This window comes from Variovorax sp. SG517, from assembly GCF_013376045.1.
Taxonomy (GTDB): domain Bacteria; phylum Pseudomonadota; class Gammaproteobacteria; order Burkholderiales; family Burkholderiaceae_C; genus Variovorax.
Genome location: NZ_JABMJG010000003.1, coordinates 475,472 through 499,228, shown reverse-complemented (window position 1 = coordinate 499,228; position 23,757 = coordinate 475,472). Strand labels below are relative to the sequence as shown.

Sequence of the window (23,757 nt, the reverse complement as noted above, 5' to 3'; positions counted from 1 at the left end):
GAGGGACCTCCGGCCGTTCGCCGCGAGGCGCGGGCGAGGCCGGAAATTCTAGAGCGCACACCAGCCTGCTCTTCAGCCCTCGGCCAGAGCGACGACCTTCCCGGGGTTGAAGATGTCGTGCGGGTCCAGCGCCTTCTTCACCGCGCGCATCAGTGCCACGCCGTGCTCGCCGTGCTCATCGACCAGGTACTTCATCTTGTGCAGCCCCACGCCGTGCTCGCCGGTCGACGTGCCGCCGTGGCGCAGCGCACGCTGCACCAGCCGGTGGCTGAAGGCCTCGGCCGCCTCGTTCTCCTGAGCGCTGCCAGGGTCGACCAGCACGAGGCAATGGAAATTGCCGTCGCCGACATGGCCCAGCACCGGCGCGAGCAGGCCGTGTTCGGCGATGTCGGCCTGCGTCTCCTCTATGCACTGCGCGAGCGCGGACAGCGGCACGCAGGCATCGGTGCTCAGGCTGCGGCAGCCCGCCTTCAGCTGCAGGCAGGCAAAGTAGGCGTGATGGCGCGGGGTCCACAGGCGCGAGCGCTCCTCCGGCAGCCTTGCCCACTGCAAGTCGCCGCCGCCGTGGCCGCCCGCGATCTCGCGCACCACCGCCGCCTGCTCGTCGACCTGCCCCTGGCTGCCGCCGAACTCCAGGAACAGCGTCGGATGCTCGCCCAGCGCGGTGCGGCTGTGCGCGTTCACGGCGCGGATGGTCAGCGCGTCCAGCAGCTCCGCGCGCGCCAGCGGCACGCCCATCTGGATCGACTCGATCACGCAGCCGACCGCCGCGCGCACCGATGGAAAGTGCACCACCGCCGCGGCGTACGTCTCCGGGTGCGGATGCAGGCGCACAGTGGCCTCGGTGATCAGCCCCAGCGTGCCCTCGGAGCCGCAGTAAAGCTGCGTGAGGTTGTAGCCCGCCGAGCTCTTGCGCGCCCGCGACGCGGTGCGCACGATCTCGCCCTCGGCCGTGATGACCGTCAGGCTCACGAGGTTGTCGCGCATGGTGCCGTAGCGGACGGTGTTGGTGCCCGAGGCGGCCGTCGCGACCATGCCGCCGATGGACGCATCCGCGCCCGGATCGACCGAGAAGAAGAAGCCGGTGCCCTGCAGCGCCGCGTTTAGCTGTCCGCGCGTGACGCCTGCCTCCACGGTGGCCGTGAGATCGCCGGGCCGGATCGCCAGCACCTTGTCCATCTGCGAGAAGTCGACGCACACACCGCCCTCGACGGCCAGCAGATGCCCCTCCACCGACGACCCCACGCCGAAGCCGATGACCGGCACTCGCTCGCGCGCGCAGGCACGCACCACGAAGGCCGCGTCCTCGGTGCTGCGCACGAACACCACCGCGTCGGGCGGCTGAGGCGGGTAGGTCGATTCGTCGGTGCCGTGCTGCAGCAACACCACCTTGCTCGTCGAAAAGCGTTCGGCGAACCTGCCCTGCAGCAAGGCGAGCAGTTCCGGCGACGGGGAGCGCCGCGTATTCGAACGCACGGGAATATTCACGACCGAGTCCATGGGAGCCTCCTGACTGAATGCCGCTCAGCGCTGCGACAGCGCGCGGGCCGGCCTGACGAACAGCACCAGCACCGCGCCGATCACCAGCAGCGCCGCCAGCATGTGCAGGCCCGCATCGGTGCTCTGCGTCGCATCCTTGATGAGCCCGATCAGGTACGGCGCGCTGAAGCCCGAGAGATTGCCGAACGAATTGATGAGCGCGATGCCCGCGGCCGCCGCCGCACCGCCGAGAAAGGCCGTGGGCAGGCCCCAGAAGACGGGGAAGGTCGACATGATGCCCATGGTGGCCAGCGTGAGCCCTGCCATCGCGAGCGTCACGTTGCCGTGCGAGGCCACGCTGAGCACCAGCCCCGCCGCGCCGACGACCGCGCCGATCGCGCTGTGCCAGCGGTACTCCAGCCGGCGGTCGGCGCTGCGGGCCATGAAGTACATCGCGACCACGCCGAAGGTCCACGGGATGGCGCTGAGCAGGCCGATGTCGAGCGCGCCCTTCACGCCCGCCGCCTTGATGATGCTGGGCAGCCAGAACGAGATGCCGTAGAGCCCCGAGGTGTAGGCGAAGTACACCAGCGCCAGCAGCCACACGCGGCCGTTGCCCAGCACGCTCAGGATGCGCGGCTCGGCCTTGCCGGCGTCTTCGGCGGTGATCTCGCGGGCGATGAGTTCGCGCTCGGCGGGCGTGAGCCAGCGCACGTCCTTCACGCGGTCGTCGAGGTAGCGCCACACGACCAGGCCCAGCGCCACCGTCGGCAGGCCCTGCAGCAGGAACAGCCACTGCCAGCCGGCCCAGCCGTTGACGCCGCCCATCCCCTGCAGGATCCAGCCCGAGAACGGGCCGCCGAGGATGCCCGCGAACGGGATCGCCGCGAGGAAGAGCGACGTGGCCTTGCCGCGCCGCGCGGCCGGGTACCAGTAGGTGAGGTACAGGATGATGCCGGGGAAGAAGCCCGCTTCGGCCGCGCCGAGCAGGAAGCGGATCACGTAGAACGACGTGGGCGAGTTCACGAACATGGTGCCCGCCGACAGCACGCCCCAGGTGATCATGATCCGCGCGATCCAGCGGCGCGCGCCCACGCGGTGCAGCACCACGTTGCTCGGCACCTCGAAGAGGAAGTAGCCGATGAAGAAGATGCCCGCCCCCAGCCCGTAGACCGCGTCGCTGAACTGCAGGTCACCCTGCATCTGCAGCTTGGCGAAACCCACGTTCACGCGGTCGAGGTAGGCCACGATGTAGCAGAGGAACAGCAGCGGTATCAGCCGCCATCCCACCTTACGGTAGACGGCGTCGGAGGTGCTGTCGAAGCGGCCCTCGTAGGGCTGCGCGATGGTGCTGGTGCTCATGGGTGCGTCGCTTTCCTTCGTCTGGTTCGACTGCAGGCGATGGTCGGGTCCGCACCCGCCGCGCGGCTGCGGGTTTCCACGCAATATTCATATGGATTGAAGATCGCCGTATCTCGCAACGAGATGCGCGACGCAGGTGCACGTGGCGAAGACGGTGCGCATCGCGCTGAAGACGCACCGGAGCGATGCGCGTGGCACGCCGGCCACCGTAACGCAGTGTGTGGAGCGGCCAGGCGCGATACATGCGCATACGCAAGGCGCAGGAACGAGGAAAAGACGGCAGACCATCGGACGCGCCCCGGGGTGCGGGCCCGCGTCCCGTCGGCATGCCGACTCTGTCCAACCAACTCAGCTCACCCATGAACCATCCCCACACCCATCAGCCTCGCGGCACTCGCGCAACGAAGGCATCGCCCCGCTTCCTCCAAGGTGCGCCAGCCAGGCTCGCCAGCTTCGGCCTCCTCGCGCTCGCTGGCGCGCTGGCCGCCTTCGCGGTCGCGCCCATCGCGGCCAAGGAGACCCGCAGCGCCGCTGCAGGCCCCGACGCATCGCCGATCTACGGCGTCACCATTCCCAAGGGCTACCGGCAGTGGCAGCTGATCGCGCCCGCCATCGAGGCGGAGCCGCTGAATGAATTGCGCGCCGTGCTCGGCAACGCCAAGGCGATCAAGGCCTACGACCAGGGCACGCTGCCCTTTCCCGACGGAACCGTGCTCGTCAAGCTCGCCTGGAGGCACGTGCAGTCGCCCGAGTTCGCACCGGCATCCGTTCCGGGCGCGGCCACCACCGTGCAGGTGATGGTGAAGGATTCGAAGAAATACGCCGCCACCGGCGGCTGGGGCTTCGGGCGCTTCATCGACGGCAAGCCCGCGGACCTGGCACAGCACCAGACCTGCTTTGCCTGCCATCAGTCGCTGGTGAAGAACCACGACTACGTGTTCACGCGGCTCGCGCCCTGACGAGTCGCAATCGATGGGGTGCAGTTGATGGGTCGTGCCTGCGATTTTGAAATTTAGTGTTGACGAACACGGCCCGGATACAGAGGCATACGCAATCCGATCACCAGGTGCCTCATGAGCCGAACAATCTCTCCATCAGTTCGGAAAAGCCCATGCGATCCGACTGACAACCGGTCTTCCGAATCGTCATCACCTACCCGAAAGGATTCATCATGAAAGCTTCCGTACTCCTCGCCGCCGCTGCCGTCTCTTCGTTGTTCGCCTTGAGCGCGAGCGCCGAGGAATACCAGGGCGTGCTGCAGTTCCATTCCAGCGCGAGCCGCGCCGGTGTCAGGGCCGAGGCCGTCGTTGCCTCGCACAGCGCCGATCCCTACCGCGAAGGCGCTTCGGCAGATGTCGCTCCCGCGCTGCCCACCCTGGCCAAGCGCTCCGACACGCGTGCCGAAGCCGTCGCGGCTGCCCGCGCCGGCAACATCTACGCTGATGGCGCCAATGCCGACGCACCCCAGTCATTCACCAGCACGCTCGACCGCGCGATGGTGCGTGCGCAGGCACGCGCAACGGCGGCCCGCGGCGTGACCGAGGGAACGCTGTAAGCGGCCACCGATGCGCATCCGCTTCCATCGCTCCCGCCGCCGGGAAACCCCATGATCTTTTCCCGGCGGCAGCCCGCCGCGCGCGCCTCATCGACGCAGAGCGCGGCGTGGCCGCAGGCGGCGGACCGCGCCCTTCCCTAATCCATCGACCCGCCGAACAGCCGCTCGGCTTCCTGCAGGTCCGCAGTCTCGAAGCCCTCGGTGTAGCGGGCAAGCACGCCGGCCAGCAGGTTCCTGCCCTCCTGCCCGCGTCCGGCGTCTTCCAAAAGGCGCGCCAGGTCCATCGCCACGCGCAGTTCCCACGAGCGGGCGCCCTGCTGCCTGCTGACTGCCAGCGCTTCGAGCAGCGACTCCTCCGCGCCCGCGGTGTTCGGCGGCACGGCACCCGAGAGGGCACGCGCCTTCACGCGAAGAAGCTCCGGCAGGTTGTAGAGGTCGCCCTTGGCGTGCACCAGCGCGAGCGTGTCGTTCATCAACTCAAGCGCGTCACAGTTCCTGCCCATGGCATTCAGGCCTTCCGCGAGCGTGATGTTGAACGACGTGGTGAGCAGTTCGTAGCGCGACGCACGCAGCTCGACCAGAGAATCCTGGATCGCTCTCACGCCGCGTGCGGCGTCGCCGCGCTTGATGGCGAGCTCGCCCCTGACCCCGCGGCCCACCGCGAGATACGGCGTCAGCGAGTGCGATTCCGCATAGGCGATGAAGCGATCGATGTCCTGCTCGGCACGCGCGAGGTCACCTACCCACATGTAGACCGACACGGCCCATATCAGCGCGATGCAGAGCGTCACGGGGTGGTTCAGGTGCCGGGCCTCCTCGACCGCGCGCCCGGCGACGACCACGGCCTGCGAGGGCTGCCCCTGCAGCCACAAGGTCCTGGCCAGCGCGATGCACGCGCGATTGTGGAAATCGAAGCCGGCGTGGATGCTGCTGCGCTGCCGCGACACCGAGGCGCCGGCGATCGCAGCTTCCAGGAAATGCCGCGCGCGGGCCTGGTCTCCCACCAAATGATGGCAGAGGCCCACCAGTGAATTGGCGGTCGCCTGCGCCGTCGCGTCGTCGATGGAGGCGGCCACGGCGGCGCAGCGCCGGGCATGGCTGAGCGACTCGACGAAGTCCCCGATGCGCTCATGAAAGATCTGCAGCCGTCCCAGCAACTCGACCTGGCTGCGCGAGTCGCCGAGCGCCTCCGCCACCTGGAGGCTGCGTTCGAGCGCGTGCCGCACCTCGTCGCTGTGGCCGCGAGTGAACATCTGCGAGAGGCCGACGGCCGCCTGCAGGTGCATCTCGGCGGCGCTGCCGAGCAAGGCCGGGCCCAGTTCGGCGAGCGCGCGCTTCGACCAGTCGTGGCACTCGGCCAGCAGTGACATCGCCATGAAGGCCGGCACGGCCGCCAGAACGAGGGAAACGCCGAGTTCCCTGGAATCGACGCGATCGAAGCACCAGGCGAGCGCGGCCCTCACGTTGCCCAGGTCCGCGAGATCCGACGCGCGCGCCGTGTCGCGGGAGAAGGCGTCGTCCTGCTCTGCCATCTGCTCCAGCCGCTTGCGGAAGTAGATCGCGTGGCGCCGCGCCGCCGAATCGGCCAGGTCCGCGCCGGCCTTCGAATGCGCATACGCGCGGGTGCTCTCGAGCAGCCGGTATTGCGTCGAGGCGACGGAGCGCCGGATGGAGAGCAGCGATTTCTCCGCCAGGCTTGCGACGGCATCGACGACCTGCGCCTGCGTCAGCTCGCCGTCCGTTGCCACTTCTCGCGCGGCTTCCAGCGAAAAATGGCCCACGAAGACCGACAACCGGCACAGCACCTGGCGCTCCGGCATGTCGAGCAGTTCGTAGCTCCAGTCCAGCGTGGCCTGCAGGGTCTGGTGCCTTGGCTGCGCGGTGCGCTGCCCGAGCCACGAAAGCGCCAGTCGCTCGTCGAGCAGGGTGGCCGTCTGCTGTAGCCCGTAGGCGGCGACGCGCCTAGCCGCGAGTTCGATGGCGAGTGCGACGCCATCGAGCTTCCGGCAGATGCTCGCGATGACGGGCGCGTCGTCGTCGTTCAGGTCGGGCATGGCGCCGCTGGCGCCGGCCCGGTCGACGAACAGGCGCGTGGCGGGGTACATCAGGATGTCGCGCGCCACTAGCCCGGGCTGGTCGGGCGGGTTGTCCAGCGGATCGAGCAGATGGATGTGCTCGCCCTGGACGCGCAGCGCCTCGCGGCTCGTAGCGAGGATGTGTATGCGCGGCGCCGCCTGGAAGATGCGCTCGGCCAGCGAGGCGGCCGCCGCGATGACGTGCTCGCAGTTGTCGAGTATCAGCAGCATCCGCCTTTCCCGCAGGTAGGCGATCAGGCTGGGCACCGGGTCGGCGGAGCGCACCGAGAGCCCCAGCATCGATGCGATGGCGCTCGGCACCAGGCCGGGGTCCAGCAGCATGGAAAGATCCACGAACACCACGGCCCCGTTGAATTCGCCGAGCATGTCCTGCCCCGTGCGGACCGCGACGCTCGTCTTGCCCACGCCGCCCGAGCCCACGATGGTGACGAACCTCGTCCTGGCCAACTGGACCGGGATCGCGGCCAGGTCCTTTGCACGGCCGAGCAGTTCCACCAGCTGCGCGGGAAGACCGGGTTCGACAGGGCCCGCCTCGGGTTCAGGCGGCAGGTCGGGAGCGACGGCAGCCGGTGTGATGCGGGCGACGAAACAGTAGCCGCGGCCGACCACGTTCGACAGGTAGCGCGCGCCGTGCTGCCCGTCGCCCAGCGCCTGCCGCAGCATCGCGATCTGGTAACGCAGGCTTCCGTCCGAAACCACCATGCCGGGCCAGGCTAGCGCCATGAGCTCCCGCTTGCTCACGATCGTGTTGGCGTTGGCGACCAGGGCGAGGAGAACATCCATCGCCCGCCCGCCAAGGTCCACCGGCATGCCGTCGCGCTCGAGGAGCCGCTGCGCGACGCGCAGGGTGAACGGCCCGAAGGAGATGGAGCCGGCGGTCTTGAAGGAGTTGTCGTCGCTCATGGAGATGGGGAACTGCAGCGTGCCGCGCAGGCGACGCGATGCCAGGCCGGACATGGTCGATCCGATCGGCCCGGCGAACCCGCCGGCCACCTCGGCAGCGCGGGCGGACGGAGCATAACCGAGGGTCGCAGCATGCCGATTTGTATGGCCGTGTGTCGGTCCGCCCCCGAGGTACCTGCGCATGCGATTCGGCTGTTTCTTCACACACGCGGGATACATCCGCTGTCTTCAATGGAGGCGTTTCAACTTCACGGAAATGCCTGCATGAACAACCTCCATCCATCCCTCTCGCGCCGCCACCTCCTGGCCACGTCGATCGCCTTCGGCGCGGCGTCGGCGGCTACCGGCGCCTTCGCCATGCTGCGGCCACCCGGAGCCTCCGGTCCGGACGATACCTCGGTGCGGCCGTTCCGCATCGGCGTCGACCGCGAGGCTCTGGCCGACCTGCGCCGCCGGCTCGGCGCCACCCGGTGGCCGAGCGCCGAGACCGTCGCGGACGACTCGCAGGGCGTGCGGCTCGCCACGCTGCGCTCGCTGGTGCGCCACTGGGCCACCGACTACGACTGGCGCAAGGGCGAGGCCCGGCTCAACGCCGTTCCGCAGTTCGTGACCACCATCGACGGGCTCGACATCCAGTTCGCGCACATCCGCTCGCGGCACGCCGACGCGATGCCGCTGATCATGACGCACGGATGGCCGGGCTCGATCTTCGAGCTGCTCAAGGTCGTGGGCCCGCTGACCGATCCCACTGCCCACGGTGGCCGCGCGGAGGATGCGTTCCACCTCGTGCTGCCCTCGCTGCCCGGCTTCGGCTTCTCGGGCCAGCCGCAGGCCACCGGCTGGGGCTCCGACCACATCGCGCGCGCCTGGGGCGTGCTGATGGCGCGCCTGGGCTACAGGCAGTTCGTCTCGCAGGGCGGTGACTGCGGCTCGGTCATCTCGCACCGCATGGCGATGCAGAAGGTGCCGGGCCTGATGGCGATCCACGTCAATATGCCGGGCACCGTGCCTGCCGAGATCGCGTCGATCCTCGCCGCGGGCGGCCCCGCGCCCACCGGGCTGTCGCCCAAGGAACGCGCGGCCTTCGACAAGCTGGATGCCTTCTACAGGAACAGCTCCGGCTACTCCGCGATGATGGTCACGCGTCCGCAGACGCTGGGCTACGCGCTGGCCGACTCGCCCGTGGGCCAGGCCGCCTGGATCTACGACAAGTTCGCCACCTGGACCTACTCGGGCGGCGTGCCCGAACGGGTGCTCCCGCGCGACGAGATGCTCGACGACATCTCGCTGTACTGGCTGACCAACAGCGCGACCTCGGCCGCGCAGATTTACTGGGAAGACCACTCGAACAACTTCAACGCCGTCGACATCTCGCTGCCGGCTGCCGTGACGGTGTTTCCCGGCGAGATCTACCAGGCTCCGCGCACCTGGGCCGACCGCGCATACCACGACCTGATCTACTGGAACGAGGTAGACACCGGCGGTCATTTCGCCGCGTGGGAACAGCCGGCACTGTTCAGCCAGGAAGTGCGCGCGGCCTTCAGGTCGCTGCGCTGACCGGGGAAGAAGCAACCCCGTCGGTTCGCCAGGGGTTGCTTCATGCGACCACGAGCGGCAGCGTGAGCCGTGCCTCGAGCCCTCCGCAGCGGCGGTTCTGCAGCTGCAGGTCGCCCTGCATCGAGCGGGCCAGGCGCCTGGCGATCGCGAGGCCGAGGCCCGAGCCGGCCTTGCCTTCGACGCTGGCCTGCTCCGCCCTCACCCATGGCGCGAAGACCGCCTCCATCTGCGCCGGCCGGATGCCCGGCCCCGAGTCCACCACGGCCAGCACCAGACTCGTCGCATCGACGCGGGCGCTGACCCTCACGTCGCTGCCGTAGCGCAGCGCGTTGTCGATCAGGTTGGCGAGCACGCGGCGCAGCGCGAGGGGACAGGCCATCACCGGCTGCCCGATGCGGCCGTCGACGGCGATCGCCCTGCCTGCCTCGCGATAGTCGCGCATCAGGCTGCCGAGCAGGCCGTCGGCATCGACGCGCTGCAGCGGCTCGGCCACGCTGCGCTGAAGCCGCGCGCTGGCCACGCTGGCCTCGACCAGTTCGCGCATCTGGGCGAGATCACGCTCCATGGCTTCGCGCAGCGAGGCGTCTTCCAGCATCTCGCAGCGCAGCCCCATGCGGGTCAGCGGCGTGCGCAGGTCGTGCGCATAGGCGGCCTGCACATCCAGGTGCGCTACGTCGCGCTCGGCCTGGCGGCGGCGAAGGTTGTTGATCGCGCGCGCCAGCCGCACGATGGCGCGCGGGCCGCTTTCGGCGAGCTCGGGCATGCCGGCGCCGTGCTGCTCCAGTGTGCGAGCCAGGCGCGCCGCCCCCGCGCGGTGGTCCATCGCCTCCAGCCAGAGGACGACGGCGAGCAGCATGAGGCCGACGAGCACCGACACGCACAGCATCCACCGCAGGCTATCGTCGAGCGGGCAGCTCAACGGCGACAGCGTCGCGGCATGGACGTTCTGACCGAGCGTGGCCAGCGCGAGGGCGCGTGCCGCGATCAACGCCAGGCGGTGCGAACGGCGGTCAGGCTGGGTGGATTTGGAAGCGGCGCCGGCGAACGCCACGGATGCGCGCGCCCGGTGGAAGGAGCCGAAGTAGGAACAGATGAAGGAACTGATGGATGCGCGGGACTTCTTCGTCATTGGTTTTCTCCTGCTGCCGGCGCACGGGCCGGCGTGGGAGGGATGACATCACGCGAGGGGGAGCACTGACCATTGCATCAGCGTTTGCCGCACCCCTACGAAGGTTTGCCCTCTTCATGCACGAGGGTGGCGCGCGGCCGGCGCTCCTTCCCGGGTCTCAGGCCCGGCCCAGCGCGCGGCCGATCCAGGTCTCGAGTTCGGCGGCGTCGATGGGTTTCTCGATCAGGCAGAGTGCCGGGCTGGCCTGCACGCGCTCCCGCGTGCGGGCGGTGGCCAAGGCGCTGATGAAGATGACGGGCAGGCGCAGTCCTTCGCGCTCGAGGCACTCGACCAGTGCGATGCCGTCCATGGCCGGCATGTGAATGTCGCAGACGAGGCAGCGCGTACGCGCCGGAACGTCGGAGGCAAGAAAGTCGACGGCCGACTCGAACGCGCGGGCCTCCCATCCGAACGAGCGCACGAGACTGCTTGTCGCGGCGCGCACGAAGGGATCGTCGTCGACGATGGAAACGAGTTCGATGGCTGAAAAGGACAAGGACGCGGACAAGGAGGAAGCCCGTTCTCTACCCCGAAGGGTTCCGGTGAAGGCACAGGAACATTCCCGCCCCTGCCCAGAGCTGCAGGATACCGGCGCCAGTGCGCGGCGCCATCATCCATAGGTATGGCACCAGTTCAGCAAGCGCTCTCCACCACGCCCAGAGCCTCCATCTTGCGCACCAGCTCGGCGACCGAGCGCGCGTTCATCTTGCGCATCGCCTGGCCGCGGTGGATCTTGGCCGTGATCTCGGCAATGCCCATGCGATCGGCGATCTGCTTGTTCATCAGGCCGCCGGCCACGTGCTGCACCACCTCGCACTCGCGCGGCGTGAGCGATTCCCAGCAGGCACGCGCCGCCTGAAGCACGCGCGCGCTCTCGAGGCGCCGCGCATCGCGGTCCAGCGCGGCGATGACCGCGTCGATCATGTCCTGGTCGCGGAAGGGCTTCGCCAGGAAATCGACGGCCCCGGCCTTCATCGCCTTCACGGTCATGGCGATGTCGCCGTGGCCGGTCATGAACACGATCGGCAAGTGATGCTCGCCGCGCTCCAGCAGCGCTTGCTGGAAGGCAAGGCCGCTCTGGCCGCGCAGGCGCACGTCGAGCACCAGGCAGGAGGGCCAGCCGGAGCGCGGCGCGGCCAGGAATTCCTCCGTCGTGGCGAAGGCGTGCACCGTCAGGTCGATGGAGCGCAGCAGGCTGCACAGCGCGTCGCGCACGAGCTCGTCGTCATCGACGATGAACACGCAGCGAAGGGGCACCGGAGGCGGATCGGAAGGACGCATGAAACGAAGGGTTGGTGAGGGCATCGGGGTCGCCTGCGCTTTCATCGATGGCCAGGGGCCGGCCGCGGCAGGCTGAAGACGGCGCGCATGCCCGTGGGCTCGCGCGGCCGCAGCTCGAGCGTTCCGCCATGCGCATCGAGGATGGACTTGCAGATCGCCAGCCCCATGCCCATGCCGTTGGGCTTGGTGGTGAAAAGAGGCTTGAGCAGGTGCTGCGCCGCCTCGGGGCCGATGCCCGGGCCCGCGTCTTCCACCACGATGCGCACATGGCCGTCGCCCTGCGCGCAGGCCATGGACAGCGGGCGCGGACCGGGCGCAAGGGAAGCCATCGACTCGGCTGCGTTCATCAACAGGTTGACGGCCACCTGCTGCAGCTGCACGCGGTCGCCGTGAACGGCCAGCGGCGTGTCCAGGCCCTTCATTTCCAGCGTGACACCCATGGTGTCGAGCGCCCCGGCGACCAGCGCAGCGGCCTCGCGCAGCGCTTCGCCCAGGTCGAAGGCGGCGAACTGCGGCTCTGCGTTGCGCGCCTTGGCGCGAAGGCCCTGGATGATGGTGCGGGCGCGCAGCGCGCTCCTGCTGATGTGCGTGAGCATCTCCCTGGCCTCGCCGATGTCGGGCGGACTGCGGTCGAGCCAGCGCAGCGCGGCGCTGGCCGAGGTGTCCACCGCGGCGATCGGCTGGCCGACCTCGTGCACGATGGACGCCACCAGCTCGCCCATCGCCTTCAGACGGGTCGCGCGCTCCAGTTCGGCGAGCGTGCTCCGCAGCTGCTCCTCCGCCTGCGCGCGCTGCTGGTTCTGGTCGACCAGTTCCTCGTAGAGGCGCGCGTTCTCCAGCGCGAAGGCCGCCTGCGAGGCGATCACCTCCAGCACCTCGGCCTTGGCGGGCGTGAACACATGGGAGGCGAGGTTGTTCTCCAGGTAGAGCACGCCGACGAGCATCGCCTGGCGCATCAGCGGCACGCACAGGATCGAGCGCGGGCGCCGGCGGCGGATGTAATCGTCCTGCGCGAGCGATGCGCTCTCGCGCGCATCGTCCACCACGATGTGCTGCTGGCTGCGCGCGACCGCCTGGACGATGGAGACCGGCAGCGTCCCTGCATCGAAGGACATGCCCTCCTGCGTGAGCACGACGGCACCGTCGAGCACCCGCGCCTGGGCGCGCACCTGCCACGCCTCGTGCCGGAACAGCGCCAGCGTGCCCGACTCGGCGCCGGCGTTCTCGAGCGCGGTGCGAAGCAGCGTCTCGACCAGGCGGACGGGCACGATCTCGCCGGCGAGGGCCGTCGAGATGCGCAGGACGGCCTGCGCGTCGAGCCCCTGCATCCGCCGCGTGTTCGGCAGCGGGTCCTCGATCTCGAAGAGCCCCGGGTGCGAAGCCTGCAGCTGGCGCACCTTGGCCGTGGCGCCCCAGCGCTGCCATGCACCGCGTGCGTGGCGCAGGTTGCCGTGCGCGGACAGATCGTCGCCTCGCCCGGCATGGAAGGCCGCGGCAAGCTCGGCCGCCAACGCCTCCACCTGGGTGAAGCCGTGGCGCCGCGCATGCGACACCGCCCGCGCATAGGCCTCCACCGCCGCGAGCGGATCGCCGTCGATGCGGCACATCTCGGCGCGCACCAGCTGGAAGCGGGCCAGGAAGTTGGCCGGGCAGGCCTGGCTCCAGGCCTGGAGCTGCTTCGCGTCCCGCTGCAGCGCGGCCTGCTGGGAGGCATCGCGCGCGGGAAGCGCGAGCAGGGCGAGCGCGCCGTAGAACGGCAGGTCGCCGCTCTCGGCGAAGGTACGGCCCGAGGCCGCGCAGGCCTCGGCCCGATGGCGAGCCTCTATTGCCTCCGCCAGCCTGCCACCGAGCAGCGCCGCCTGCAGCCTGTACACCCAATAGGCGAAGTCCACCAGCGTGGCGGGCTGGCCTTCGCAGGGCGGACTCGGCTGCTCGTCGCGATTGCCGAATGTGCCGTCCTGCAGTTGCGCCAGCAACAGCTTCTGCGCCAGCAGCGCCTCGATCACGAGCTGGAAATTGGCATCGCGCGCAATGGCCAGCCCACGCTCCACCGTGTCCCGCACGTCGCCGAGGTACTCGCCGGCGAACAGCATGCCCGTCGCCTGGTTGCGTCCGCAGTAGATCGCGAAGGTGTGGTCGCCGCTCGCCACGGCCACGTCGTAGGCGCGCCGGATGTAGTCGCGCGCTGCGCGCGCCGGCTGCGTCCACGGGACCACCATGGTGCCGAAGGTCATGTAGACCCTGCCCCGGTACAGCGCGAGGCCGCGCTCGTCGACCAGGTGCAGCGCGAGCGCGCCGAACTCCCGCGCGGCGGCGTAGTTGCCGTAGCGCACGCCGAAGACCTGCGTCATGCAGGCATAGCCGTCCGCCGACGCGTCGGAATGGCCCTGCGCAATGTTGAGGCCGACCATGCGCAGCAGGATCAGGTCGACCAGGTTCTGGTCGGTGTACAGCGCCGGCGGAATGAGGTCCGCGAAGATGTCGGTGATCGCCCGGCGCAGCGGGTCTGCCACGATGGGCAGCTGGCGCAGCGCCCCGATGCCGTGCCGGTCGATCCATTCCTGCAGCGCCGCATGCTCCCGATCGACCGCCGCGGCATCGGGCCGCCTCGGCATGACGATGCCGGACTTGCGCAGGAAGGCCAGCCCCACGTCGAGTGCCCGGTCGAAGTTGCCGAGCGTGGTGTACAGCGCCGCACGCAGGCGCGCGAGATCGGCCCCGAAGATGCCGTCCCCCGCGACCTCCTCCAGTGCCGACAGGCGGCTCTCCGCGGCCTCCAGCGCCCCGGTCATGAACTCGGCCTCACCGCAGAGAGCGCGCGCGTGCAGGCCGTCTTCGCTGGTGTCGGCTTCGCCCAGGAAGGCGAGCGCGGCGCGGAAGAAGCCGAGCGCCGAATGGTGTGCGGCCGCGGCCTTTGCCTGCCGGCCGGCCCGCAGATTCAGCCGCGCGAAGTCGCATCGCTCCTGCGGTGCCTCAACGGCCGGGTGTGCGAGGCCGGCCTGCGCGGCGAGCGAGAAAATCCGCGCGGGATCGGACGCAAGCCGGAGTTGGCGGCGCACGATCTGCAGGTGCATGCGCGGCCGCTCCCCGTGCGGGATCGATGCGTAGGCGGCCTCGCGGATGCGGTCATGCCAGAAGACCCAGTCATCGCCCTCGCGCTGGATGCTGCCTGCTTCGCGCGCATTGTCGAGCGCGGCGTGCAGGCGCGAGGCTGCATCGGTGCCGGGCTGCACGTCCATCGCGAGCGCAAGCTCCACGTGCGGGGTGCGGTGGCCTAGGCATGCCATCAGGCGCAGTACCGCCTGCGTCGCCGAGGGCAGTTGCTCGAAGCGGTGCGCCATCAGGTCGCCGACGGTGTCGGCGCCGGGGTGGGACGCGAGCTGTTCCAGGCTCCAGCGCCACGAAGCGGTCTTCGCGTCGTAGGCAAGCAGGCCGTCGTCGGCCAGCAGATGGAGCAGGTGCCGGGCGAAGAGCGGATTCCGCTCGGTCTTCCGGCCGATGAGCTCGGCCAGTTCGCCAACGCCGCTCGCGTCCTGCTGCAGCGTGAGCGCGATCATCTCGCGCAGGGCGCCCTCGTCCAGCGGACCGAGCTCGATGCGCACGGCCCGAGGCACTTCCGCGAGCCGGCCCGCGCGCAGCGGATGGGTCACGTCCACCTCGTTGTCGCGAAAGGTTCCGACGAGCAGCAGCGCTGCATCGTCATGCTGATGCAGCAGGCGCTCAAGCACCTGCAGGGTCTCGACGTCGGCCCATTGCAGGTCGTCGAGCAGCATCACGAGCGGACGCGTGGGCACGGCGAAACAGGCGATCAGCCGCGCCATGCCCTGCAGCACGCGCTCGCGTTCGAGCGCGGGTGCCGCATCCGGGGAGGCGGGAACTGGCTGCCCCGATGGCGCGCCGAGGATGACGCCGAGCGCCGGCATCAAGCCCGCCAGGGTCCGCTCCACCGGCCTCGCGGCGGCGGCGATGCGATTGCGCCAGGCCGCGAACTCCTCGTTCGCACAGCCGATCACGTGCTGCAGCAGCGGATCGAGCACCTCCACCAGCAGCGCATACGGCTTGCCGCGGTGCCCTTGCTCGCTCTTGGCCGCAGCCAGCAGCGGCGCGCCCGAGCGCTGCATGCGCGCCACCACCTCGCGCAGGAGCGTCGATTTGCCGATGCCCGACGGGCCCGAGATCCAGGCTGCCGCCGAACCGGCGCTGTCCGCAACCTTGCGGTAGAGCGCCAGCAGCGCCTGCAGTTCGGCGTCGCGCCCCAGCACGAGGCCGGTGCCGCCGGGCTTGCACAGGGCCGAATAGGCATCGAGCGCAAACCGGGGAATGCGCCCGTGCTGGCACAGCAGGGTCTCGCAGCGCCGCAGGTCGGCCAGTACGCCGGCAGCGTCCGCATACCGGAGCTCCGGCGTCTTCTCGAGCAGCTTCATGACCAGCAGCGAGAGTTGCTCCGGAAGCCCCGGCACCAATTCCACGGGTGCGCGCGCGAGCCGGGTCGCATGCGCGTGCACGCGCGCGGCGGCATCGGCGCCCTCGAAGGGAAGCCTGCCGGTCATCAGCTCGTAGAAGATGCAGCCGAGCGCGTAGAGGTCGGCCCGCCCATCCACGCGCAGGTTCATGCGCGCGCCGAGTTCCGGCGCCATGTAGTTGAAGCTGTCCTCGTCCCAGGAGAGCTGGTCGTCGCCCGCGGACTTGTCCTCGTCCTCGACCGTGACGGCCTGGCCGAATCCGGTGAGGCAAACCCGGCCGTCTTCGCCGAGCAGCATGCGACCGGGCGTGAGCGCGCGATGCTGCACGCCGGCCGCATGCATCGCGCCCACGGCGGCGGTGAGGCGCAGCGCGATCGCAACGAAGGTGTGTGCGTCGGTACACGGCGCCGCACCGCGCAGAAGCGGCTCGCCGCCGGAGTCCTTCAGGATCAGCAGGAAGCTCTCTCCATGAGGCACCAGCGCGATCGGCACCGCGGCCCACTCGTCGCGAAGCACGTGGCGCAACGAGTACTCCCGCTGAAGCAGCGCGGCAATGGCCGGCGTGCTCTGGCCGCGCCCGGCCACGAGCGAAGAGGCTGTGCCATGCGCGCGTGCGCGTTCCAGGCGCGGCGTGCCCGCGCCCAGTTCGCGAAAGTCGCGGTATCGCACCGACGATGCCCCGTGCTGCGCGACGACGGGAGCATCTGGCAAGACCGCCTCTGGCTCTTCTTGTCCGGCGAGTTCCTGGTGTTGCATGGGCATGGATGTGGGCCTCTTGCGGCCGGCCGGGGCCGCGAAATGCGTGGGCACCGAGTCGAGTCCGCCGTTGTTCTTGTGTCTTCCCGTCTCCGGGCGCGCTGGGCGCGGATGCCATTGGAACTCCGCCGATCGCGAGATGGACGCTGCGGCCGTTGGCTGGTGTTAGGTGTTGTTAGGCGCGGGTATGCGCCACCGCAAACCGGGCGCGCCGCGGCGGTTCCGGCCGGGCCGCTTGAAAAGTAATGTCACGTCACGCCCTTCGGACACACAGGCATACAGACCGGCCCCGGCTTCCTTCGCATCGCCCCTAGATTCAGCGCCGTCGACCCAGGTCGATCCCGTTCCACCCGAATCAACCAAGGAAGAATCGTCATGAAGAAGTTCTCTCGCCGTCTCGCCGCGACCCTGATGGCCCACACGCTCGGCCTGGCCGCGCTCGCGCCCCTGCACTCGTTCGCGCAGCCGGCGGCCCCTGCCCCATCCACCAAGCCGACGATCGTGCTCGTGCATGGCGCCTTCGCCGATTCGTCGAGCTGGGACGGCGTGGTGCAACGCCTGGAGGCACGGCACTATTCCGTGATCTCCGCGGCGAACCCGCTGCGCGGACCTTCGTTCGACGCAGCCTCCGTCGCCAGCGTCGTCGATTCGGTCAAGGGGCCGGTGGTGCTCGTCGGGCACTCGTACGGCGGCTCGGTCATCTCTGCCGCCGCGAACGGCAAGCCGAACGTGAAGGCGCTGGTCTACGTGGCGGCCTTCGCGCCCGAGGCCGGCGAAACGGCGATCGGCCTCACGGGCAAGTTCCCGGGCAGCACGCTCGGCCCCACGCTGGCGCCCGCGGTGCCGCTCGCCGATGGCGGCAAGGACCTGTACATCGAGCAGGACAAGTTCCCCGCGCAGTTCGCGGCCGACGTTCCGCTCGCCAAGGCGCGTCTGATGGCCGTGGGGCAGCGGCCCATCGCCGAGGCGGCGCTGAACGAGGCGGCGCAGGCTCCGGCATGGAAATCGGTGCCGTCGTGGTTCGTGTACGGCGATCGCGACAAGAACATCCCGCCGGCGGCCATGGCCTTCATGGCGCAGCGCGCCAATGCGCAGAAGACGGTGGTGGTCAAGGGCGCCTCGCACGTCGTGATGACGTCGCAGCCCGAGGCGGTGACCAGGGTGATCGTCGAGGCGGCCGGGCGCTGAGCATCGGCGGCCCGCTTTCAGGTGCTTACTGCGGCAGGTCCCCGGCCGGGCGCTCCAGCCACTTCACGGACAGCCGGTCGAGCTCGCCGCTCTTCTTCGCCTCGTCGATGATGGCGTTGACCCGCTGGCGCAGCGCGTCTTCGCCCTTGGCCACGCCGATGTAGTTGGGGCTCTCCTTCAGCAGCAGCTTGTAGGTGGTGCCCAGCGCGGGGTTGCTGGCCATGATGGTGTTCGCAACGGAAGCGCCCGTGGCGATCAGCTGCGCCTGCCCGGACACGAATGCCGCGACGGTGCGGGTGTTGTCGTCGAAGCGGCGGACGTCGGTGCCCGGGGGCGCGACCTTGTTGAGCTCCTGGTCCTCGACCGAGCCGCGCGTGACCGCGATCGACTTGCCCGACAGGTCCGCGAAGCTCCTGATGTTCAGGCTCTTCGCGCCGAAGATGGCCTGGTAGAACGGCGAGTACGCGGCGGTGAAGTCGATCTGCTTCTCGCGGTCGGGGTTCTTGCCCAGCGTGGCGATCACCAGCGCGGCCTTCTTCTTCTGCAGGGTGGGGATGCGGTTGGCGCTGGTCACGGGGATCAGGTCGACTTCCACGCCGAGCTTGCTGCCGATGTAGTTGGCCATGTCGATGTCCAGGCCGTGCATCTTGAAGTCGCGGTCCATCGAACCGTAGGGCGGGAAATCGGGGGGAACCGCGATGGCGATCTTCTTGTTCTTGAGGATGGTGTCCAGCGCGGTTTGCGCGTGGACGGCCCCGGTTGCCATGAGGGCGCCGAGCGCGAGCCCCAGAACGAATTGCAATCTGCCGAATTTCATGATGCCTGAACGATGACGAGTGGTTGTGGGTTTGATGTCGGGCGCACGGCCGAGCCCGGCTGCGCCTGCCCCGAGCCGCACGAACCGTGCCAGTGGTATACAAGACTCATGCACCGAACCAGAACGACAAAGGTGCTGCGCAATCCGCGAAGAAGCCCCGATTGAGGGATCGGAGCCCCATATTGGGGACGTCCGCCATCCCGCGCCGGGCGCAGGGGCCATCGCTCGAGCGCTCGGGAAAAGCCCCTTGCTATCATCGATTCATGCAGTCACGGCCACCCCGTGGTGGCGGAGGAAAGCGAGTGCGGTTCAAGCTGAGAACGAAGACGGCACTGTTGATCACGTCACTGGTGCTCGTGCTGGTCGGCATGACGGGCTGGTGGCAATACCGGAGCCTGTCCAGCGAGTACATCGGGCTGATGCGCGAGCAGCAGCAGGCGCTGACCGACAGCGCTGCCGCCGACCTCGACTACAAGCTCGGCGTCCATCTGTCCGCCCTGGCGCGCGCGGCCCGCGAACTCGGCGCACACGGTTTCGCCGACCCTGCGGCGCAGCAGCGCTTCCTCGGGGACCAGGACCTGCGCACGATGTTCGACAACGCCGCGCTGGCCACGCCGGACGGCGCCATCGTGGCGATCAACCCTCCCACCGCGCGGCCGTCGAGCGTTGCCGACCGTGACTACTTCCGCCGCGTGCGCGACACGGGCCGGCCCACGATCTCGGCGCCCCTTCTCACCAGGAGCGCCCAGCACCCCGCGGTCATCATGGCCGTGCCCGTGGACGAAACGGACGGCCGCCTCGCCGGCGTGCTGGGTGCGGCGCTGAACCTGCAGCGCGCCAACGTGCTCGGCGATCTCAGCCGCGCCACCGTCGGCCGGGGCGGCCACTACGTGATCGTCACGCGCGGCCCGTCCCCGCAGATCGTCATGCACCCCGATGCGAGCCTGCTGCTCAAGCCCGCGAGCGCCCTCGCCTCTGACGACGGCATCGGCAAGGACATGACCACGCATGCCGCCATTCCCGCCGCCGGCTGGGAGTTGCGCCTGGTCGTGCCAGCCGCCACGGCCTACGCGCCGCTGGAGCAGGTGCGGCGGAACCTGCTGCTGCAGCTGCTCTGGCTGGGCCTGGGCTGCGCGCTCCTGGTCTGGGCGGGAACCGCGTGGGTGATGCGCCCGCTGGAGGCGCTGAGCAGTGCGATCCGCACCCTGCGCCGCTCGCCCGACAGCCAGGTCAGGCTCGATGTCGTCGCCAACGACGAGCGCGGAGACCTCGCACGCGAGTTCGACGCGCTGATGGCCGAGCTGCGCGAGCAGCGGCTCGAGATGGCCGCGGTCACCGACGCTTCGCCCGTAGGCCTGTTCCGCTGCGACAACCAGGGCCGCATGACCTACGTGAACGACGAGTACCTGGCGATCCACGGTCTCGCGCGCGGGGATGCGGCCGCGGGCTGGCTCACGCTGGTGCGCGAGGAGATCCGCGAGACGGTTCGCCAGGAGTGGGTGCGCCTGGCGAGCTCGGCCACATCGGTGGCAGTCACGCGCCGGCTCCATCGCAGGGACGGCACCCGCGTGCTGGTTGCGCTGAAGAGCCGGCCGGTGCTCGCGGCGGACGGCCGCGTGCTCGGCCATGTGGGCACGGTGACCGACATCACCGAGCGAACCCGCGCCGAGCAGGCGCTGCGCACGCTGACCGCCATCTTCGACATGACGACCGACTACATCGTCCAGCTGGACGCGAAGGGGCGGCTCATCTACATGAACCCGGCCGCACGGCTGCGCACGGGCCTGGCGCTCGACGCACCGATCGAGCAGTTCAGCGTGGCCGACTTCAATCCGCCGGAGACCCTGGAAAGGCTCCGCGCGGAGATCGTGCCAACCGCCGTGCGCACGGGCATCTGGGTGGGCGAGTCGATGGTGTGGGACGCCAGGCGCCAGGCGTTCCCGGCGAGCCACATGGTGATCGCGCATCGCGACAAGCACGGCAAGGTGGAGTACTTCTCCGGCCTGACGCGCGACATCTCGGCGGCCAAGGCCGCGGAACGCGCGCTGCGCGACAGCGAGCATCGCCTGCGTATGGTAACGGACCACCTGCCGGCGCTGATCTCCTACCTCGATCGCGACCTGCGGTTCCGGTTCGTCAACAAGGCCCACCAGGACTGGTTCGGCATTCCCGCCGAGCAGTTGCTGGGCATGGGGCTGTGGAAGTTCTACGGCGAGGAAGCATGGGCCGAGATGGAGCCGCACCTGCGGGCGGCACTGGCCGGGCGACAGGTCACCTACGAGCGCCGGTTGAAGACGCCCGGCGGGCGCCGCGACGTCCAGGCCACGCTGGTGCCGGAGCGCGACGAGCACGGCGAAGTGATCGGCCTCTACACGCTGGACAGCGACATCACCGCGCACCACGAGGCGGAGGAAGCGCTGCAGGAAAGCGAGGCACGCCTGCGCACCGTGGCCGATGCGCTGCCGATGCGCGTGGCCTACATCGACGCGGAGGAGCGCTACCGGTTCAACAACCTGGCCTACGAGCGCGGCTTCGGGCTCTCGCGCGAGCAGATCCAGGGGCATACCGTGCAGGAGCTGCTGGGCGAGCCCGACTACCAGGCCCTGCGGCCGCACATCCGCGCGGCATTGGCCGGCGAGACCGTCACCTTCCAGAGCGAGGTCGCCAAGAGCGACAGCTACTACTGCTACGAGGCCCAGTACATCCCGCAGCCCGCGGTCAACGACGAGGCCATCGTCGGCTTCCATGCCGTGATCACCGACATCACGCGGCAGAAACTCGAGGAGAAGCGCCTCGTGAATCTTGCCCAGGTCGATCCCCTGACCGGCCTCGCCAATCGCTCGGGCTTCGAGGCGCGCCTGGAAGAAGCGATGGAGCGCGCCCGGGTCGCCGGCGCGCTGATGGCGCTGATGTACCTGGACATCGACGGATTCAAGAAGATCAACGACCAGTTCGGGCACCAGGTGGGAGACGAGCTGCTGCGCGGCTTCGCGGGCAGGCTGTCGCAGGCGCTGCGCTCCGGCGACGTCCGCGCGCGCCTGGGCGGCGACGAGTTCACTGTGATCATGGAAGGCCTGCCCGGCGCGGATGCCGCGATCTCGGTGGCCTCCGAGCTGATCGACGCCATGCAGCTGCCATTCGATCTGGAGGAGCGCACGATCCTCGTCAGGACGAGCATCGGCGTGGCCTTCTACCAGGGCGGCGACGCGACGGCCGCCGCGCTCGTCAGGCAAGCCGACGAGATGCTCTACCAGGCCAAGGGCGCGGGCCGCAACAACTACCAGGTGGCGCCGCATCCGGTCGGCGGGCATCCGGCGGACGTTCGGCCTCCCGAAGCTGGCGCCCGTTGACCGGCGTCAATGCGCGGTCCTTAGCACGAACCTACTATCTGCCGCCATCGGAGCTTTCATCGAACGCGGGCGCCTGTTGCACCAGGCTGGATCAATGTAATAATTTAGTTACAAATCCATTACACCCACCTCCGAAGAAAGCCCCGCCATGCAACGCCTGCCCCTTCATCCTTCGCTTCGCCTCGTTGCCCGCGTCGCCGCGGGCGCGCTCCTCGCGGCCGGCGCCTCGGCGCACGCCCTCGTGATCGGGGTCAGCGAAGGCGTGAGCTACGACGTGTCCGACGCGCAGATCACCGCCCGCTTCGAGCCCATCGCCGACGTGCTCTCCAAGGCGCTCAAGCAGCCGGTGACGGTGAAGGTGCTCAACTCGTACAACGGCGCGCGCGAGGCGCTGAAGCAGCAGCAGGTCGACCTCGCCTTCGTGCATCCCTCGCACGTGGCGCTCGGCGCCATCAAGGGCGGCCAGTACAAGGCCTTCGCATGGACCACCGGCTACACCGACTACAAGGTGTCGTTCCTGTGCAAGGAGCAGCAGCCCATCTCCGACTGGAAGAGCGTGGCCGGCAAGCAGCTGGTGATGCCCGACGCCGACTCCATCACCGCCGTCATCACGCGCGCCATGCTGCGCGAACAGGGCCTGCAGGGCGCGACGGCCGTGAAAGTGACGAACACGCGCTTCCAGGAGGCCGTGCCCTTCTACGTGCAGAACGGCTTCGCGGCCTACGGCGCCACCGCCGCCTCGAGCGTGATCAAGACCTGGAAGGACGGCGGCGGCAAGATCTGCGCGGAATCGCGCGCGGTGCCCGTCAAGCAATGGCTCGCGTCCGGCAAGCTCGACGCTGCCACGGTGAACGCGGCGCGCGACGCGCTGCTGGGCCTGGCACAGAACGACGCCGGCAAGCGCGCGCTCGCGGCATCGAGCTACGTGGGATTCGTCAAGCCTTCGGCCGACGTCGAGGCCTCGCTGATGAGCTGGCTCGGGATCTGAGGCAGGGGCAAGACCGCACGCGCACGCCCGGGAGTCGGCCCGGGCAGAATCCCGCGCTTGCAGTCTTCTCCCCCAAGGATCTTTCATGACCGATCTCTCGAGCTTTCCCATCACGAAGAAATGGCCCGCGCAGCACCCCGAGCGGCTGCAGCTGTATTCGCTGCCCACGCCCAACGGCGTGAAGATTTCGATCATGCTGGAGGAAACCGGCCTGCCCTACGAGCCGCACCTGGTGAGCTTCGAAACCAACGACCAGATGTCGCCCGAGTTCCTGTCGCTCAACCCGAACAACAAGATCCCGGCCATCCTCGACCCCAACGGCCCCGGCGGCAAGCCGCTGGCACTGTTCGAATCGGGCGCGATCCTCGTGTACCTTGCCGAGAAGACCGGCAAGCTCATCCCGCAGGACGCCGCCGGCCGCTACGAGACGCTGCAGTGGGTGATGTTCCAGATGGGCGGCATCGGCCCGATGTTCGGCCAGCTCGGCTTCTTCAACAAGTTCGCCGGCAAGGACTATGAAGACAAGCGCCCGCGCGACCGCTACGTGAACGAGTCGAAGCGCCTGCTGGGCGTGCTCGACAAGCGGCTGGCCGATCGCGCATGGATCATGGGCAGCGACTACACCATCGCCGACATCGCCACCTTCCCGTGGATCCGCAACCTGATCGGCTTCTACGAGGCCGGCGACCTGGTCGGCTTCAAGGACTTCCCGAACGTCGCGCGCACGCTCGAGGCCTTCGTGGCGCGCCCCGCCGTGGTGGCGGGGCTGGGCATTCCGAAGCGCGGCTGAGCCT

General features: G+C 69.2%; 15 protein-coding genes. 7 read left to right on the top strand and 8 right to left on the bottom strand.

Annotated elements, in window-relative coordinates; all coding sequences use genetic code 11:
• Positions 1-72: 72 nt before the first annotated feature.
• Together FHT32_RS11595 and FHT32_RS11590 are read right to left on the bottom strand one after the other, a co-directional pair.
• A complete protein-coding gene (locus FHT32_RS11595; RefSeq protein WP_176664765.1) occupies positions 73-1,500 on the bottom strand; it encodes an FAD-binding oxidoreductase in 1,428 nt (475 codons plus the stop codon).
• A gap of 24 nt (positions 1,501-1,524) precedes the next feature.
• Entirely contained in the window at positions 1,525-2,841 is a 1,317-nt protein-coding gene (locus FHT32_RS11590) for an MFS transporter (protein WP_176664764.1), read from the bottom strand.
• A gap of 359 nt (positions 2,842-3,200) precedes the next feature.
• Here FHT32_RS11590 and FHT32_RS11585 point away from each other — a divergent pair, with 359 nt between their 5' ends.
• Positions 3,201-3,800 carry a cytochrome P460 family protein gene (locus FHT32_RS11585; RefSeq protein WP_176664763.1) on the top strand — a complete coding sequence of 200 codons (600 nt, stop codon included), beginning with the start codon at positions 3,201-3,203 and terminating at the stop codon, positions 3,798-3,800.
• A 212-nt stretch (positions 3,801-4,012) separates the two neighbouring features.
• On the top strand, positions 4,013-4,396 hold the full coding sequence (locus FHT32_RS11580; RefSeq protein ID WP_176664762.1) for a helicase SNF2: 384 nt from the start codon (positions 4,013-4,015) through the stop codon (positions 4,394-4,396).
• Between the two features lie 137 nt (positions 4,397-4,533).
• Here FHT32_RS11580 and FHT32_RS11575 read toward each other — a convergent pair whose 3' ends face one another.
• Positions 4,534-7,449: a winged helix-turn-helix domain-containing protein gene (locus tag FHT32_RS11575; RefSeq protein ID WP_256098967.1), complete on the bottom strand. Its 2,916-nt coding sequence runs from the start codon at positions 7,447-7,449 to the stop codon at positions 4,534-4,536.
• Positions 7,450-7,659: 210 nt separating this feature from the next.
• Here FHT32_RS11575 and FHT32_RS11570 point away from each other — a divergent pair, with 210 nt between their 5' ends.
• Positions 7,660-8,952 carry an epoxide hydrolase family protein gene (locus FHT32_RS11570; RefSeq protein WP_176664761.1) on the top strand — a complete coding sequence of 431 codons (1,293 nt, stop codon included), beginning with the start codon at positions 7,660-7,662 and terminating at the stop codon, positions 8,950-8,952.
• Between the two features lie 40 nt (positions 8,953-8,992).
• Here the strand turns inward: FHT32_RS11570 and FHT32_RS11565 are convergent, their stop codons facing one another.
• The 4 genes from FHT32_RS11565 to FHT32_RS11550 form a co-directional block, all read right to left on the bottom strand.
• A complete protein-coding gene (locus FHT32_RS11565; RefSeq protein WP_176664760.1) occupies positions 8,993-10,081 on the bottom strand; it encodes an ATP-binding protein in 1,089 nt (362 codons plus the stop codon).
• A gap of 157 nt (positions 10,082-10,238) precedes the next feature.
• The gene (locus tag FHT32_RS11560) at positions 10,239-10,616 is read right to left on the bottom strand and encodes a response regulator transcription factor (RefSeq protein WP_132797513.1); all 378 of its coding nucleotides are present in this window, start codon (positions 10,614-10,616) and stop codon (positions 10,239-10,241) included.
• 137 nt (positions 10,617-10,753) lie between these two features.
• Positions 10,754-11,401, bottom strand: a complete 648-nt coding sequence (locus FHT32_RS11555) for a response regulator transcription factor (RefSeq protein ID WP_176664759.1) — start codon at positions 11,399-11,401, stop codon at positions 10,754-10,756.
• A 41-nt stretch (positions 11,402-11,442) separates the two neighbouring features.
• Positions 11,443-16,575: an AAA family ATPase gene (locus tag FHT32_RS11550; RefSeq protein WP_371132165.1), complete on the bottom strand. Its 5,133-nt coding sequence runs from the start codon at positions 16,573-16,575 to the stop codon at positions 11,443-11,445.
• Between the two features lie 420 nt (positions 16,576-16,995).
• Here FHT32_RS11550 and FHT32_RS11545 point away from each other — a divergent pair, with 420 nt between their 5' ends.
• Positions 16,996-17,808: an alpha/beta fold hydrolase gene (locus tag FHT32_RS11545; protein ID WP_176664758.1), complete on the top strand. Its 813-nt coding sequence runs from the start codon at positions 16,996-16,998 to the stop codon at positions 17,806-17,808.
• 25 nt (positions 17,809-17,833) lie between these two features.
• Here the strand turns inward: FHT32_RS11545 and FHT32_RS11540 are convergent, their stop codons facing one another.
• Positions 17,834-18,625 carry a transporter substrate-binding domain-containing protein gene (locus tag FHT32_RS11540; protein ID WP_176664757.1) on the bottom strand — a complete coding sequence of 264 codons (792 nt, stop codon included), beginning with the start codon at positions 18,623-18,625 and terminating at the stop codon, positions 17,834-17,836.
• 335 nt (positions 18,626-18,960) lie between these two features.
• Here FHT32_RS11540 and FHT32_RS11535 point away from each other — a divergent pair, with 335 nt between their 5' ends.
• The 3 genes from FHT32_RS11535 (at position 18,961) to FHT32_RS11525 (ending at position 23,753) form a co-directional block, all read left to right on the top strand.
• A complete protein-coding gene (locus FHT32_RS11535; RefSeq protein WP_256098966.1) occupies positions 18,961-21,975 on the top strand; it encodes a PAS domain-containing protein in 3,015 nt (1,004 codons plus the stop codon).
• A gap of 148 nt (positions 21,976-22,123) precedes the next feature.
• Positions 22,124-22,963 (top strand): phosphate/phosphite/phosphonate ABC transporter substrate-binding protein, encoded by an 840-nt coding sequence (locus FHT32_RS11530; RefSeq protein ID WP_176664755.1) that lies wholly within the window; start codon positions 22,124-22,126, stop codon positions 22,961-22,963.
• Between the two features lie 85 nt (positions 22,964-23,048).
• A complete protein-coding gene (locus FHT32_RS11525) occupies positions 23,049-23,753 on the top strand; it encodes a glutathione S-transferase N-terminal domain-containing protein (RefSeq protein ID WP_176664754.1) in 705 nt (234 codons plus the stop codon).
• The last annotated feature ends 4 nt before the right edge of the window (positions 23,754-23,757 follow it).